This is a genomic window from Segatella copri, from assembly GCF_026015295.1.
In the GTDB taxonomy this organism is placed as follows: domain Bacteria; phylum Bacteroidota; class Bacteroidia; order Bacteroidales; family Bacteroidaceae; genus Prevotella; species Prevotella copri_C.
The window spans coordinates 1,766,047-1,782,719 of record NZ_JAPDUW010000001.1; the positions used below are offsets into that span (position 1 = coordinate 1,766,047).

At 45.4% G+C, this 16,673-nt stretch carries 12 protein-coding genes and 2 pseudogenes; 9 read left to right on the plus strand and 5 right to left on the minus strand.

Annotation, left to right across the window (positions count from 1 at the left end):
* The first annotated feature begins 609 nt into the window (after window positions 1–609).
* From ONT18_RS07615 to ONT18_RS07640, 6 genes are all read left to right on the plus strand, one after another.
* Complete coding sequence (locus tag ONT18_RS07615; protein WP_264904773.1) at window positions 610–3,426, plus strand: TonB-dependent receptor; 2,817 nt, start codon at window positions 610–612, stop codon at window positions 3,424–3,426.
* A 62-nt stretch (window positions 3,427–3,488) separates the two neighbouring features.
* On the plus strand, window positions 3,489–5,018 hold the full coding sequence (locus tag ONT18_RS07620) for a hypothetical protein (RefSeq protein WP_264904774.1): 1,530 nt from the start codon (window positions 3,489–3,491) through the stop codon (window positions 5,016–5,018).
* A 393-nt stretch (window positions 5,019–5,411) separates the two neighbouring features.
* Window positions 5,412–6,401 carry an aminodeoxychorismate synthase component I gene (locus ONT18_RS07625; RefSeq protein WP_089544702.1) on the plus strand — a complete coding sequence of 330 codons (990 nt, stop codon included), beginning with the start codon at window positions 5,412–5,414 and terminating at the stop codon, window positions 6,399–6,401.
* 13 nt (window positions 6,402–6,414) lie between these two features.
* Window positions 6,415–7,020, plus strand: a complete 606-nt coding sequence (locus ONT18_RS07630) for an aminotransferase class IV family protein (RefSeq protein WP_089544703.1) — start codon at window positions 6,415–6,417, stop codon at window positions 7,018–7,020.
* Window positions 7,021–7,470: 450 nt separating this feature from the next.
* Window positions 7,471–9,240 (plus strand): hypothetical protein, encoded by a 1,770-nt coding sequence (locus ONT18_RS07635; RefSeq protein ID WP_264904776.1) that lies wholly within the window; start codon window positions 7,471–7,473, stop codon window positions 9,238–9,240.
* A gap of 102 nt (window positions 9,241–9,342) precedes the next feature.
* Entirely contained in the window at window positions 9,343–10,095 is a 753-nt protein-coding gene (locus tag ONT18_RS07640) for a NigD1/NigD2 family lipoprotein (protein WP_264904777.1), read from the plus strand.
* 102 nt (window positions 10,096–10,197) lie between these two features.
* Here ONT18_RS07640 and ONT18_RS07645 read toward each other — a convergent pair whose 3' ends face one another.
* Window positions 10,198–10,296 (minus strand): smalltalk protein, encoded by a 99-nt coding sequence (locus ONT18_RS07645; RefSeq protein ID WP_153113243.1) that lies wholly within the window; start codon window positions 10,294–10,296, stop codon window positions 10,198–10,200.
* 81 nt (window positions 10,297–10,377) lie between these two features.
* Window positions 10,378–10,935, minus strand: a complete 558-nt coding sequence (locus ONT18_RS07650; protein ID WP_264904778.1) for an HU family DNA-binding protein — start codon at window positions 10,933–10,935, stop codon at window positions 10,378–10,380.
* 818 nt (window positions 10,936–11,753) lie between these two features.
* Between ONT18_RS07650 and ONT18_RS07655 the strand changes: the two genes are divergently transcribed.
* Window positions 11,754–13,061, plus strand: coding sequence for an ATP-binding protein (locus ONT18_RS07655; RefSeq protein WP_264904779.1), 1,308 nt, complete (start codon window positions 11,754–11,756; stop codon window positions 13,059–13,061).
* Window positions 13,062–13,127: 66 nt separating this feature from the next.
* The gene (locus tag ONT18_RS07660) at window positions 13,128–13,592 is read left to right on the plus strand and encodes a DUF1016 N-terminal domain-containing protein (protein ID WP_218435188.1); all 465 of its coding nucleotides are present in this window, start codon (window positions 13,128–13,130) and stop codon (window positions 13,590–13,592) included.
* A 279-nt stretch (window positions 13,593–13,871) separates the two neighbouring features.
* On the opposite strand, the gene ONT18_RS07665 is transcribed toward ONT18_RS07660, so the two are convergent.
* The 3 genes and pseudogenes from ONT18_RS07665 to ONT18_RS07675 all read right to left on the minus strand — a co-directional run.
* Window positions 13,872–14,381 (minus strand): very short patch repair endonuclease, encoded by a 510-nt coding sequence (locus ONT18_RS07665; RefSeq protein WP_006847330.1) that lies wholly within the window; start codon window positions 14,379–14,381, stop codon window positions 13,872–13,874.
* 181 nt (window positions 14,382–14,562) lie between these two features.
* Window positions 14,563–15,393 carry an Rpn family recombination-promoting nuclease/putative transposase gene (locus ONT18_RS07670; protein ID WP_118066618.1) on the minus strand — a complete coding sequence of 277 codons (831 nt, stop codon included), beginning with the start codon at window positions 15,391–15,393 and terminating at the stop codon, window positions 14,563–14,565.
* 266 nt (window positions 15,394–15,659) lie between these two features.
* Window positions 15,660–15,851 (minus strand): annotated as a pseudogene (locus tag ONT18_RS07675) (helix-turn-helix domain-containing protein); the annotation flags it as partial.
* Window positions 15,852–16,473: 622 nt separating this feature from the next.
* Here ONT18_RS07675 and ONT18_RS17325 point away from each other — a divergent pair.
* Window positions 16,474–16,665 (plus strand): annotated as a pseudogene (locus tag ONT18_RS17325) (nucleotidyltransferase family protein); the annotation flags it as partial.
* Window positions 16,666–16,673: the final 8 nt, after the last annotated feature.

Here is a 16,673-nt window from a genome sequence, read left to right on the forward strand (position 1 = left end):
GTGAAAGAAAAAGAATATAGCTCGTTTCTAAATCGTTAGTAGTTACACTTTTAAAAGTGCTTAATCCACTGATATTCAATTAATAAAAGATTTTGTTATGACTCGGGTATTTTTAACGATAAAAATCGAAACACGTCGAGTAAATCTCTATCACAGCTGCACCTGCCCGAGAATATAACGATTCACGGAGTTTTTGAGGATGTAAAATATTTGTGTGTTTCCATTATTACATCACAGGTCAGCAACCATTATTATGTATTTGTAGCTTAATGTTATCGTATTAAAGAATAATGGTAAAAGTCATGAAATTCTTCGAATGTAGTCAATGTGGCTACGGATTTTTTGGCGTTCTCTCATAAATAGTATATCTTTATATGTACGTAACCACCTGATAATCAAATGGTATTTTGTAGGAAAAAGAACCAAAAACTACTTTTTAAAGTGGACTCCTTTATTTATCTCCAAATATCGGGTTAAATATTTAAATATCTTTAGTTATTGCAACCGTAACACCATTGTCTCAGCTTCGTCAATGCCTTTCAATCTCATCGCAATCGCAATGTAATAATACTGCCGTACCTTTGCAACCGTAATCAAACGATATAGGTTATGAATGCTAAAAGGGGAATTATTGTATTAGGATTGCTCTCGGCGGCTAGCATGCCAACGTGGGCGCAACAGATTAAGGGTGTGGTTATCGACCAGAAATCGAAAGAGACACTCATCGGTGCAGTCGTCACTGTGGATGGAACCAACGTGAAGGCTATCACCAACATCGACGGAAACTTCCAGATCGATGGATTGGATAAAGAAAAGAAATATACACTATATATTAACTATGTAGGATATAAGACTCAAAAAATTGACGGGGTTCAGGCGAAGGACGCAGACCAGGTGATCGCGCTGCAACCTGATGAACAGCAGCTGAAAGAGGTGACCATTACCGCAGTGGAAAGGCGTAATACGGATGCGGCAATGATACAGGTGGCCAAAAGCAGTCCCGTCATCGTGAGTAATGTTTCGGCACAGGAAATATCCAGAACTCAGGATACGAATGCGGGTGAGGTGATACGCCGAGTGCCAGGCGTGAGCCTCATCGACGATAAATTCGTGATGGTTCGCGGATTGTCACAGCGCTACAACAATGTGTGGGTGAACGGAGGAGCAGTGCCTAGTTCTGAGGCTGATTCCAGGGCATTCTCCTTCGACATCATCCCAAGTTCGCAGATTGACAACCTTACCATCGTGAAGTCGCCAACGGCTGAATATCCCGCTGATTACTCAGGCGGTTTCATCATCGTCAACACCAAGGAGATTCCGGCAGAAAACAGTTTCAACATCGCCGTGGGCGGAAACTGGAATACATCTTCTGCCTTCAAGGACTTTTCTTACTCAAAAGGTTCCGGAACCGATTTCCTTGGGTTCGATAATGGCTTGAGAAACCTGAATGGGGGCATCCATGCTGACTTGAATCCACAGCTCGATGCCAACGGAAAACCAGTGGGCGATTATGCTACTTCGCTCCTGGGCAACGGATTCAATAATGATTGGCTCATCAAGAACAAGAAGCCTTTGGGCGACTTGAAACTGGCAGCCAGCCTGAACCAGCGCTGGATGCTCGGCGGAAGAACACTCGGCATGCTCGCCGCCCTGAACTATACCAACGAATACCGCACCTACGAGAATATGGAGAACAATCTCTATGGAATCTATGATGCGGCAAACGACAAGCCAAACTATCTTCGTCACTCTATTGACGATCAGTATAATAATAACGTGAGACTCGGAGCAATGCTCAACTTCACCTTCCTTTCCAAGGACGGCAATCACAAGTATCAGCTCAAGAACATCTTCAACCAGTTGGCTACCAGCCGATATACCTGGCGTGATGGCGTGAGCGCCCAGTCGAACCTGGAGCGAAGCGCAGAGTATTACTACCGCAGTAGAACTACATATAACGGTCAGCTTACCGGTAAGCACACCTTCACTAGCGATGCCCTTGACTGGAGTATCGGGTATGCGTATGCCAACCGCCATTTGCCTGACCGTCGTAGATACCTCATCGACGATGCTCTAGAATCGGGCGTTTATGCCCTGAGCACCGGCAACGACATATCCCGCGAGTGGACTCAACTCGACGAACACATTCTCTCTCTTGGTGTAAATGACAAGCACCACTTCAAGTTTGGCAACTTTGAGCCAGACTTGCAAGTGGGTGCCTACGGGGAGTATCGCAGCCGAGAATACCAGACCCGCAACTTCATCTACAACTGGAATGTTTCAGATAACAACCTGCCATCCGACTTCCGCCACAGCGACATCCCAACCCTGCTCTCCAGCGAGGCAAACATGGGTTACGACAAGCTGTATCTTCTGGAGGAAAAGCAGATGCGCAACAACTACCGCGGACACAACACCTTAGGCGCAGGATACCTGACGTTGTCTCTCCCCTTTGGCAAACTCGGCATCCACGCCGGTGTCCGCTTCGAGCATAATGATATGGAACTCATCTCCAATTCCCGTGACTACGAGAAGAGTGAATCGAGCCGTCATTACAAGACCGATGATGTTTTTCCATCTCTCAATACAACATATAAGATCAACGACCAGCACCAGGTGCGACTGTCGTATGGCCGCAGTATTAACCGCCCGGAATTCCGTGAAGTATCGTCGTCGGTGTATTACGACTTCGACCTTGCCAGCAATGTGCAGGGAAACACTGAGTTGAAGAACTGTTATGTCGATAACCTCGACCTGCGATATGAGTGGTATCCATCCCGTGGAGAGCTCATTTCGCTGGCAGTCTTCTACAAGCACTTCGATTCTCCTATCGAGTGGACCTATACGGTGGCAGGTGGCACTGACTTGATTTACTCTTACAAGAATGCGAAGAGTGCTAACAACTATGGTGTGGAGCTGGATATCAGAAAGAATCTCGGATTCATAGGATTGAAGGATTTCAGTTGGTCGTTTAACGGTGCTCTCATCAAGAGCAAGGTGCAGTTTGAGAAGGGAGCGAAGGAAGAAGACAGACCGATGCAGGGTCAGTCGCCATACCTTATCAACACCGGCATCTTCTATAAGAACGAGCCATTAAAGATGGATATCGCCCTGCTTTACAACCGCATAGGCAAGCGAATCATCGGTGTGGGCAGAAGCGAGGGAAGCACAGGCGATGACTCAAACGCCAGAGTGCCTCACAGCTACGAGATGCCTCGCAACACCATCGACTTCTCGCTGGCTAAGAAATTCGGCAACCATCTGGAGCTGAAGCTCAACGTAAGGGATCTTCTTGCAGAAAAGATATATTACAAGCAGTTTGCCGATGTAACGTATAGCGACGGAAGCAAGAAGGAAGTAGAAGAAATAGCAAGATGCTACAAGCCGGGCAGAAACATCGGTTTGCAGGCAATCTATAAATTTTAGAGACTATCCGTAGAATTTCAAGAAAGATAATATTAGATATTTGTTTAATAAAACAGAAAACAATGATGAACAAGATGTATTTTTTAGGATGCATGGGCATCCTCGCAGCATCTGCCATGTTGAGCAGCTGCAGCAGTGACAATGACGATCCAACTCCTTCTCCAAATCCTGGATCAGGAGTAGTTTACAAGTGGACAACCAATGGTGGCTTGAAGGCTTGCGACCACATCCTCTTCGGAACAGATGACAAGGAAAACGCCAACGGAACACAGATTGGCAACGGCGATCAGGAATTCGTCTTCACAGGCAAGCAGACTTTGAAGAAAGGCACTTATCTCCTCAAGGGATGGGTATATATTGCAGATGGTGCTGAGCTTACCATCGAACCGGGAACTATCATCAAGGGCGACAAGCAGACCAAGGCGGCACTCATCGCTGAGCGTGGCGGCAAACTCATCGCCAAAGGTACAGCCACAGAGCCTATCGTCTTTACATCTGAAGAGGCTGCCGGCAGCAGAAAGCCTGGCGACTGGGGTGGCATCATCCTCTGCGGCAAGGCTAAGAACAACCAGCATGAGCAGCAGATAGAGGGTGGTCCTCGTACCAAGCATGGTGGCGCAGATGATGCTGACAACTCAGGAGCCTTGAGTTATGTACGCATTGAGTTTGCTGGTTATCCATTCCAGAAGGATAAGGAGATTAATGGTTTAACCTTAGGTTCTGTAGGTTCAGGCACAGAGATTGACCACGTTCAGGTATCTTATTCCAATGATGATTCCTTCGAGTGGTTTGGCGGTACAGTAAACTGCAAGTATCTCGTATCCTACAAGGGCTGGGATGATGATTTCGATACCGATAACGGTTTCTCAGGAAAGGTGCAGTATGGTCTTTCTCTGCGCGACAGCAAGATAGCCGATACCTCTCAGAGCAACGGTTTCGAGAGCGACAACTGCGCTGATGGTGCTACCGTGGACCCTCGTACCAAGGCTACCTTCTCTAACATCACCTTCGTAGGTCCTAAGGTATTGGATGACAAGTTCCAGAACACCACAGATTATATCACTGCCGGAGCATACAATCCAAACAACGGGTCAGCTCTCGGCAAGTTCCAGTCAGCCATGCAGATTCGTCGTTCTTCTAACCTCAACTGCATCAACTCTGTAGCCTTAGGCTGGCCTATCGGTTTGATTGTTGATGGTGAGAAGGGTGAAACCGTGAAGGATGCCAAGGATGGCAAGTTCAAGCTTCAGAATGTATATTTCGCAGGTATGGATGCCGTTGGTACTGATGCCAACAAAAAGTATGAGGATTATCTCTACGATGCTGCAAAGAAGCAGGATATCGACAAGAATCAGAAGTCATACAGCAACACCTTCTTCTTCTCAGAGCAGAGCAACAAGTATTTTGATTCATGGACTTCATTGGTTGGTGCAGATGGCTATACTCCTATCGCAGGAAGCCCATTGCTTGGTGCCGCAAGTTTCGCTGGCTGGACAGGTTTCGACACTGTAACCTACATCGGAGCCTTCGATGGCAGCAACAACTGGATGAATGGTTGGACCAACTTTGATCCTCAGAATGCGAAGTACTAGAAAAAGATTAGTACCAGAATAAGAATTAGAATCGCTAATTTCTATTTTGACTATAAGGTTTTCTTTTATTGTGGCATGGCGCAGTGATTTGTGCCATGCTTTTTTGTGGCGCATAAGATTATATACATGGAGGTTAGTCCTAAAGGTTACAACAACATTAGTGTTATATATAAAGTGAACACCAATAAATAACAAAGGAGTGATGAAGTTGGATTTTCAACAACATCTCTCCATTTTTTACTTTTTTTATCGCAAAAAAAGTATGATATTGCGAAGGAATAGCTATCTTTGCAATTTTATAATAAAATCGCATAAGTATGCCAACAAACAAGAATGCTCAACTAAGATATAAGATAATGGACAGATGTTTCAGTAACATTAAAATGTAAGACAATGAAACAAAATATTATAGACCGTATCAATCATTTGGCTAACGAAAAGGAGCCTTTCCTTTTTGTCATCAACTATGCAGGTTCGGAAGCATACATACGGAAGCTGTCTGAAATAGCTATCGATGAATGCCTTTATGACTTTGAGGGTATAACCAATGTAAAACGGCAGTCACTCTCTTCGGCTACCAAACATCCGACGTGGAAAGTGTTTGAGCCAAATTTTGAAGATTACACGAAAAGTTTTGAAACCGTCAAAAGCAACATCTTGCGTGGAAACAGTTATCTTGCCAACCTTACTTGTAAGGTTGCTTTGGACTGCAACCTTACGTTGGAGGACATCTTCCTACGTGCTAAAGGCAAGTATAAGATTCTACTAATAGACAATAATAGCAATAGACGGTTCGTGTGCTTCTCGCCGGAAACATTCGTGAAGATAAAGAACGGAATGATATATTCTTATCCGATGAAGGGCACGATTGACGCGTCCTTACCCGAAGCAGAGCAAGTGTTGATGGGAGATAAAAAAGAAGCAGCCGAACATGCTACCATTGTGGATCTGATTCGAAATGACCTTAGCCGTGTGGCGGAGCATGTAAGGGTGGATAAATACCGTTATATTGATGTGCTCCATACCAATAAGGGGAATATTCTCCAGACCAGTTCCGAAATAAGCGGCAAGTTGCCAACTGGTTATCAAAAGCACATCGGAAACATATTGGATGCAATGTTGCCCGCAGGTTCCATAACAGGTGCGCCAAAGGACAAGACTATGGAAATAATCCATGAGGCGGAAGGCTATGACCGTGGATTCTATACAGGAGTCATGGGTATATATAATAATGGTGAACTCAACTCGGCTGTAATGATACGCTTTCTTGAAAATGACGGTATAGGAACGTATTTCAAGGCAGGAGGAGGCATTACTTCGAAGAGTGATTGCAGAAAAGAATACGAGGAAGTGTTACAAAAAGTGTATCTTCCTTTTGAATAGAACTGATTTTAATATGGCACAGCAATTCGTAGAGACAATAAAGATTGTGAATGGAAAGACACAAGCTCTTGCATACCATCAGGAAAGAATGGAAAGAACGATCTGTAAGTTCTTTCCTTCATTATGCAATGCGTCTATGCCTTCATTGGAAAAACTGATAAATCCAACGGAAAGCATGGATTTTTACAAGGCGAGAGTGGTGTATGGCGAACAAGGTGTTGAAGCAGTAGAATATGCTCCGTATTTTATTCGAAACATAAACTCCCTTCAAGTGGTCGCAGACGACACGATAACGTATGGCTACAAAAGTACCGACCGCAGTCGCCTCAATGCCTTGGTCGCACAGAAAGGGAACCGTGACGACATCATCATCGTCAAACATGGACTTTTAACGGATACCTCATTCACGAATCTTGCCATATTTGACGGCAAACATTGGGTGACTCCCAGACATCCCTTATTGCCAGGCACAAAAAGAGCCGCACTATTGGACAAGGGAATGATACAAGAAGCAGATATTACATTGGAAGATTTGCGAAATGCCAACAAGGTAAGTCTTTTTAATGCAATGATTGAGTTTGGTGAAAGAGAAATAGCAATGGAGAATGTCCACTTCTGAACATTCTCTATTTCTTCTGATATACAAGATATTTTATGGTTGTAGCGAACATGGCTACTAAAATATTTGGCGTTATCAAATAAATACCATATCTTTGCAACCGCAAGAGTTGTTTGAACCATTATGCAAAGTAAAGCAGGCAGAAGTAGTCTGACTTTCGCTAAATCGTTACCATAAATAAAACAGTCGAAACAACTATGCTGATTATTAGACTGATACAACTTTTTTGATTATCCTATGCAAAGATAGTAAAAAAAATAATACCACGCAAGTTTTACGCCCTCTTTTTTTGCCCCGTTCTCCACTTTTTTACGCAATGACACCCCTTTTTACGCATTGAACGGAAAAAAACTCATCCATTTTTTCGTTATTCCCCGATTTTTGCCTTATCTTTGCAAGTAAATTTGGCACGAAGCAATCCTTTTTACCAATAATATAAATTAGAAAAAAATGAAGATAAACAACAGTACGAAGAAAAGCCTGCTCATCATCGCACTCGCGATGGCCAGCACTACTTACCAGACACAGGCCGCTCCGATAGAACATATCGGCGACAGATACATCATGCATATTCCTGAAATGGAACTCACAGGCGAAGAATCACTCCTCGATGTGCTCATGATGTGCCCGGAAGTCATCTCGCTCGACGGCAACAACATCATCGGCGGAGATCCATTCGCCAACCTCTACGGCAAGTTCGTCATCCGTATCGACAACCAGGAATACGGACTCGATTACGCCACCTTCCTCCACCATTTCAAGGCGCGCGAGATTGAAACCATCAAGGTGTGCCAGAACGCCGAAGTGATGAAGGGATGCAGCAGTCTGAAGAAAGTCATCGATATCACACTGCGCAAGAAGGAGAACGGAACCACCGGCAGATGGGGACTCTTCGGTGATACCTACGGCGGCGCAAAAGGAATCGTCAGCGTCATCAGCCAGCAGGATAAACTCCGTGTGCTCAGTCATGTGGAAGGCAACTTCCAGCGCACCTCCAGCAGCGATAAGGATGCCTACCAGGGCATTTCAGGCACCACCGTAAACCACTACTCCCACGAGGGCGCCAAACTCAATCTGCTCTGGACACCTACCGCGAAGGATGTGCTCGAAATAGATGCGATGCAGACCTATACCCGCAACCATTTCACTCACACCCCGGCCGATTACGTGCGCGCCTATCATCTGCAGGCCGACTATACCCGCACGCTCGCCGACAACGGCTCCAGCATCCTCTTTACCCTCGGTGCCGAGCATATCAGCGACAACGGCCGCACGCAGGAAGAAACCCAGACTGCGCCTTATCAGAACCACTCTACCTACCCCTTCATGGTGGTAGAATACGCCACTCCGGTCATCACCTCCAATCTCTGGATTACGGCTGGTTTCGAGGGCGGTCTCTCCATCGAGAAGAACTGCATCGCCGGTTATACCAACCATTCCAACTACCAGGATTTCTACGCCCAGATAGATTACAACATCGGCAAGTGGGGCTTCATGGCAGGCGACCGCTTCCGCATCATCAACTTCCGTCCTAAGCAGATTGCGCCGGAAGAGCACTGGAAGCATACCACGCGCAACCATATCTACTCGGCGAGCGCCTATTACAGCTTCACGCCGGGTCATACCCTGCAGGCCACCTACTGCCGCCGCATCTTCAATCCCGAGTTTGGAGATTTCGTTACCGCGGGCGATATGGAGGGCGCCTGGCAGCCGGTATACAGTGCCGATATCGTCAACAGCATGGCGAATGTGGTAGAGCTCAAGCATACCTACAGCCGTCCTGCCTTCGTGCTCAGCACCTCGGTAAAGAACATCCACCAGCACCTGTTCAGTGCCACTCATGACAATACGCTCGGCATCGGCTCCACCGCCTTCTGGCACAAGGGCATCCTTCGCCTCACAGCCGGTGTCAACTACTTCTGGCAGCGCAGCGAAACCCCTTCAGAGGAGGCTCAGCAGCGCAATGCAGAATACAATCATTTTGCCGTATTCAAGTTGGCACCGCAGCTCACAATGGCCGATGGCTGGCGCTTTACGGGCAATCTCATCTGGTGTACCCGTCGTCGCAGCGATGCCTACACCCCGGCTAATCTCTATGCCGAGGTAGGGGTATACAAGAATCTGGGCAAGCACTGGACGCTCGAAGGCCGCTTCCACGATATGGCGAACCAGCACTTCGGCAACCGCGCTGCCACCATCGGCTGCACATATTACTTTTAATTGAGCTTTTAACAATCTTTTTCTAAATCAGAAGCAAGATTTCTGTTCCTTTCTTATTTTATTATCAGAAAGTGAAACAATAAAAAGAAAGGAACATTATATATGAGAAAAATTGATTTCAAGAAGATCGGGCTGGCAGCGATGATGCTCCTGTCGGCCCTCACATTCCAGTCGTGCGATAACGATAACGATACAGACTGGGACCGCGTTTTCCCTAACGCACTGGTAACCGTGAAGAAGAGTGGCGATGCCTGCTATCTGCAGCTCGACGACAACACCACGCTGCTCGCCAAGAACCTGAAACCTACCATCTTTGACGGTAAGGAGGTTCGCGCCCTGGTCAACTACACGCAGACCTCGGAGAAGAGCGAGAAGTATAACCAGGTGATTCACGTCAACTGGATAGACAGCATCCTGACCAAGAAGCCAGTTCCATCGCTCGGTTCTGATACCGAGAACCGCGAGAAGTATGGCGACGACATGGTCGACATCGTTCGCGACTGGGTAACGGTGGCAGAAGATGGCTATCTCACCCTCCGTTTCCGGGCTCTCTGGGGCGGTCAGAAGGTGCATTACATCAACCTCGTTACAGGTGTGAATCCTGAGAATCCTTACGAGGTAGAGCTGCGCCACAATGCCAATGGCGACCCTCAGAACTACTGGCGCGATGCCCTCGTAGCGTTCAATCTGAACGATGCCGTGCCTGATACCGAAGGCAAGACGGTGAAGCTTACCATCCGCTGGCGTTCCAGCCATGGCTACAAGAAGGTAGATTTCGACTACTGTTCGCGCAAGCCTATCAGCAGCCCGAAGATGCTCGAAGGATATAGCCAGGAAGGAAGAGATATCCGATAAACAAAGAAAAAGCAGATAAAAGCAAAGCCCCGATGCGTGATACATCGGGGCTTTTTTTACCTTTTTACTTTTTTACTTTTTTACCTTTTTACCTTTTTACCTTTAAAAGCTGCTGCAGCTTGTTACACCGAGGGTGGTAGCGATGGCTGTAAGGAAGGAGATTGCAATCTGCAAAATTGTTTTCCAGGTACTTGCTTTCATAATGTTTAATGTTTAATGTTGAATGTTGAGTGTTGAATGTTGAATGTTGACTTGGTGGGGGGGTGGCCTCAGGCGAGGGCTTTATTCAAGCCCGTCGCCGCCTTCCTGAGAGCCGCCGCCTTCCTGCGTACCGCTGCCGGTAGTTCCGGAGCCGCCCTGGCTGGTGCCGCCGCCTTGTTCAGTGCCGCCTGAGGTACCACCAGAGGTGCCACCCTCGTCGGTGCCAGTATAGCCGCCGTACTCCTGAATCTTGCACTTCTTGCGCAGCTCGGAGTTGCTCCAGCTTTTTGTGTTTCTCACAATCAGGTGTACACCCTCTACGCTGGCAGCCGTTACCTTCTCCTTGGTATCCTCCGCCTTCGAAGTCATACCGATGGAGAACAGACCGAGGTCAGAGAGACGCACACTCTTACCGTCGAGAATCAACTCCTGCAGATGGTCGAGAGCATCCATCAGCACACCGTGGATAGTACCTCGGGAGTAAGGCGAACCGTGGTCAGAGATGTGGGATACGAATCCCTCGAAATCCACCTCGCGGTCGGTTACCGCAGTGGCATACCACTTTTTCTTACCTGCGTTCTCGCCACTCTGTGGGGTACGCTGCAACTTACGATACTTCAATGTTCCTTTCTGTTCCATGATCTTAAAATATTAAAGGGTTAATATAAATGTTGAATGTTGAGTGTTGAATGTTGACTTGGTGGGGGTGCGCTTTGTCGAGTGCAGCCTTTCTTGAATCACGATGCAAAGGTACGGCAATTTTCTAATACTACCAAATTTCACCCTGCAGAGTTATGTTAAACAGATTTAACGCTTCGGGCTTATCCGGTTAATCTTGCCAACTCATAATTTATCGTGCGAGAAAACTATGTGATGTAAAAAGTTTCTCTATGCTTTCTCATCCCGAAAACAGCAGGAAGCAAGAAATCCATCATCATCCACCGAACCCATTTCCACCACCAAAGTGTGACAGTTGTGACAGTTGTGACAGTTTTCAGCGCCTACCCCCACCTCCCTCTCTTTAGAGGTAACTTATAATATATATAATTATATATATAATAAGTTAAATATAATAATAACAATTTGAAAGCAGCCCGAGTTCATATACCCCTCCCCTGAAAACTGTCACAACTGTCACAACTGTCACAACAGTAACGCTCCATCAATCCTTCTCCTCTCCTTCTCCCTCCATCCTGTTTTGTAAAGAAAAAAGGAATCACCCTACCCCCCTGGAGGTTATTAGGGAAATACGCTCATGCCCATAGGGGGTGCTGCTGAGTAGTTACTTCATTTTTCAGCCTTTAAAATCAGTTAAAAAATGGGTACTCCCCATAAAATGTGCAAAAACATGATAGGATTCCCTCATAAAATGTGTATATTTGCAGCGTTATTCCCTCATAAAATGTGGGATAATAGGTGATTATTCCCTCATAAAATGTGATTTTAAGCTACGGATTATGGAAAGATTAGCTATCAATGAACTTCTGAAATGGAAGAATAAACAATATCGTAAACCTCTTATTATAGAGGGCACCAGACAGGTGGGAAAGACTTGGCTGGTGAAGGAGTTTGCCCGCCAGAATTACAAGCAGCTGGCATATGTGAACTTTGAAGAGATGAAGATCCTGCAGAATCTATTTGAACAGGATTTCAGTATTCCTAGAATTCTTACAGCTATTGGGGCTGCAACGAATGTAACCTGCACAGAGGGCGAAACGCTGATATTCCTGGATGAGATTCAGGCTGCCCCTCATGCTGTTACTTCTCTCAAATATTTTGCAGAGAATGCGCCGGGCTATCATGTCATAGCTGCAGGTTCTCTTCTGGGTATCGAACTGCATCAGGGGGAATCTTTTCCTGTGGGTAAGGTGGATTTTCTCTCTCTGTATCCAATGAACTTTATCGAGTTCGTGATGGCTATGGGGGAGAAGAATCTGGCGCAGCTGCTTCAGACGAAGGATTGGAATATGATAACGATGTTTGCTCCCAAGTTTCAGGAACTCTTGAAGTATTATTACTACGTGGGAGGCATGCCTGAAGCCGTATTGAGCTTTAGCCAGAATCGTGACTGGAAAGAGGTGAGAACCATACAGAAGGACATTCTGAACAGTTATCAGAGAGATATGTCGAAGCATGCTCCATCGGAGATTATTCCCCGTATTACTGATTTGTGGAAATCCTTGCCCGCCCAGTTGAGCAAGGAAAACAGGAAGTTTATCTATGGAGTGGTGCGCGAGGGGGCAAGAGCCCGGGAGTATGAGTTGGCCTTGCAGTGGCTGCTGGATGCCGGACTGATATATAAGGTATATAATGTGAAGGCTCCCCGACTGCCGCTTGCCAGTTATGAAGACCGGGCGGCCTTCAAGATCTTTGTCCTGGATGTCGGGCTTCTAGGTGCGATGTCTAATCTCAAGGCTGCGACAATAGTGGCTGGCAACACTATTTTTACCGAGTTTAAAGGGGCATTGACGGAACAGTATGTTTTGCAGCAGCTCATTCTCAGGTATGAACCGTATTATTATGCCAAGACCAACAGTACTCAGGAGATTGATTTTCTGCTCCAGGATGAGGAGGACGAGATTGTTCCGCTGGAGGTGAAAGCCGAGACGAATGTCAAGGCAAAGAGCCTGCGCCAGTTTGTTGCAGACAACCAGTCAAAGAAGGCCTATCGCATCTCCATGAATGATTATCTGCAGGAAGATTGGGTTACTAACGTACCGCTCTATGCGGTAAATGGTCTCGAATTTTATTCGATACAAAATTAATCTTTCTCACGAAAACACAAAAGAAATCCCCCAAAAACTTGCAGAAAAGAGAAAAATTTCTTATTTTTGCAGCAAATAAAAAGAAAGAACGATGGCAAAGGAAAATATAAGCTGGGACGAGACATTGAAGCTAAGCAATATACCAACAATTATGGTTCTGGCTTTTACAAGAATCTCAGTCAGGACTTGAAGAATGAAATGCCGGGGGTGAAGGGATTCTCGCCAACCAATTTGAAGTACATGAGCTACTTTTATAAGCTCTATGCTCCATTGGCTGCAAATCGTCAGCAAGCTGCTGACGATTTTGAAGAGGACTTGTATAAAACAGATATTCAGCGAGTTGGAGATAAAAAACAAAATCGTCTACACGGTGTAGACGATTTCAAAATTCTATTCTTTATTCCATGGTTTCATCATCAACGTATCATCGACAAATGCAAGGATGATGTGAACAAAGAGAACTTATCCATAGCAGAAATGAGCGGCAAGAAACTCGACTGGTTCCGCAAGGTCTGTGCAGCAGTACTGTAATCACTTTTTCCGATTGTTGACAAATCGTCCGCAACTTGCGGACGAATTCACAGATAGCACAATAGTCATTGATATTCAACAAGTTGCAGTCAACAAGCAAAATCGTCAACAGCCTGTTGACGATTTCAAATTATTGGTTCCTAACTCTAGTTCCGCATGTGGTTCAGGCACGGGCTGAAGGCCCAGAAGCCCCTAGCCCAGGGTAACACCCTGGGTATAAGCGCAATCCGCCTTGCGCCCTGTAAGGGCAAAAGCCTTCAAATACCGCAGATTCCCTGCCTATTCCTCTCGTCTTTCCGCCTCCGGCTCCGCCACCATTTCCGGCACTTCTTCCGGCAATTCATATCTTCTGATATGATGATCTTCCAGATAGATATGGTTCAGCGTAAAGGCGAGCGACTCCAGCGTCTTCTCCCTTACCGCCGGCTTCAGTTCACATTCCCATATCACGATGGTATGCCATCCCATTTCAGCCAGCCGGTGCAGCACCTCATGATCCCTCTCCCGGTTCCTCCTGATCTTCTCCATCCAGAACCCGGTGTTCGATTTCGGCACCACATAATACTTGCACCCCTCATGTCCGTGCCAGAAGCACCCGTTCACCAGAATACAGGTGCGATATTTCCTCAGCACGATGTCCGGCTTGCCCGGCAACCGCGGATGATTGAGCCGATACCTGAATCCCCTACTCCACAGAAATTTCCTGACAAGAATCTCCGGTTTGGTATCCCTGCCCCTTATTGCCGCCATATTGTTGTGGCGCTGTTCTATGGTCAAACGGTCCGACATACTCTTTATTTACAAAGACTTCTTTCTTCTTATCTAATAAGTTTTTGCAAGCTATATGCTCCTCTATATGAAAAAATTCCGCAGTTTGCGGAACTTTTCTCGGATTCATTGTAAAACCAAAAATCGTCAGCAGGTTGCTGACGATTTCAAATTATTGGTTCCTAACTCAACTTTGTTAATTTTATTGTTCCAATTTCTTAATCTCTTCGATAGATAAGTCGGTGAGATCGGCAATATCATCTAATGGAGTATTGCGCGCTAACAACTTCAAAGCAATCTCTTTGCTTTTCTTTTTGGCTTCTTTTTCCACAGCATGCTTAAATACCGCATAATTGTCCCACATGACCATCATGCTGTTGTCGTATTTCTCCTGTTCCTCTTTGGTCAGAGTCTTGGAGTCGGCGATTTCTGCCAGTCTCTTGAATATCTTATGCTGAGCCTCAAAAGGCATTTTTTCTAAAGTCTCCATATGCTTCAAATTATAAATCCAACAATCTAAAAACGTAGTACACTCTTCCTCTTTCTTCTTGAAAAGAGGCATTACCAAGTAGATGAAGCGGATCTTGTTAGAGTAAACCTCTCCGCTATCCTTGTCTGCCAGCACAACGTCTGTTCTGAACTTCTTTGGCGTATTTTCATCTACATCAAAGTTCATGAAACAGATAACATAAACGGGTGTGAGATGATAATCCCATTGTCCTTTTACGCCTTGGTCTACTATCGTTTTCGATGCATAGTAGAGAGACCGGTCGATGAAATAGGTCTGGCTCCTGTTTTGCATTTCAACGATAATGTGCTCACCTGTGTCAGTTTCGCAAAAGACGTCGTAGATGATACCTCTCTGGTCTTTTGTTTCTGGCAACATCTCCTTGTCCTTAAACTTCACATCCGTGATGTGCTGTTCTCCCAGGAGCAGCTGGTTCAAGAACTCAATCAGCAAGTCTTTGCTGTATTCCTGGCCGAAGATTCTTTTGAACGACCAGTCTGAGAATGGGTTGATGTATCTTGCCATATCTTTGCGATTTTATGTTCTCGTTGCAAAGATACGCTTTTCTTTCGTAACTTCCAAGAAATTAACTAGAAAAAATTCTTTCTTGATTAAAATGATAATAGCTAATTGATAGTGTCTGCGGCATAATTCTTCCGCAACTTGCGAAGATTTCGTAGTAGGCGCATATAGTAAAGATATTCTGCGAGTTGGAGATCAAAAACAAAGAGGGTGTGTCATAAATCAACAATATGCTTTTTCTCATTTATAAGAATGCGATATGTTCATAAAACAGAAGGCTTTCCGATAGGAAAATGTTTCTTTTCGTATGACTCTACAATGTCCGACATTAATGTCAGCTCTATGGCATTCCTGTCGTTAGCAGGCGTTTCATCCGTTATCAATGGCAGCAGTTCATCTATCCGGTTGAGAGCAAACTCATATTGTTCTTTCGAAATCCTTTCCAGTTTATGCAAATCCATATTATTGATTTCGTCAAGTCTTTTCTGGTCAAGCACGCCCGAATCCCAAAGTTCATTCAGAGATTCATCCATTTTCTTTGAATAATAAGAATACAACAATTCCTTCAATTCTTCCAAACCTTGCTGAGAATCATCTACTTGAAACATTTGCAAGAGGTGTACTTGTGTACTGTTTAATACCGTTGCTGCCATAACCTTTACATTAAAACGTTCTACATTTTTCTGCAAATTTACATTTTTCCTTTGAAAACGCAAAGAAAAAGCCCAAAAACTTGCAGAAAAGAGAAATATTTCATATATTTACAGAAGAAAAGCTGCACTCGGCAATTTGAAAGCAAGCTTTCATTGCGCTCGTTTGCATTTTCTTTGCAGAAGAAAAGCTGCACTCGGCAATTTGAAAGCAGCTTTCATTGTGCTCGTTTGCATTACAAACATTTTAAATTATATAATTATGTTAGGAACTGAACTTCCGCATGTGGTTCAGGCACGGGCTGAAGGCCCAGAAGCTCCTAGCCCAGGGTAACACCCTGGGTATAAGCGCAATCCACCTTGCGCCCTGTAAGGGCAAAAGCCTTAAAAAAAAGGATATTAAGAATGAAAACAAGAGAAGGCAAGAAAACAGCACCACGAAGGCAGCGATGTAGATATCTATGTAGAAATGCCCCCTAAGTTTTTCCTGATAGTCCGTCTGAAAGCATACCTTGAAGCCCTTCTGGGCTGCCCTGTCGATATTATCCGAAAGCACCAGCACCTCAACCCCTTCCTGCTCAAGGAAGTTGAGAGAGATGGGATTGAAGTGATAGCAGAGCGATAGATGCGATA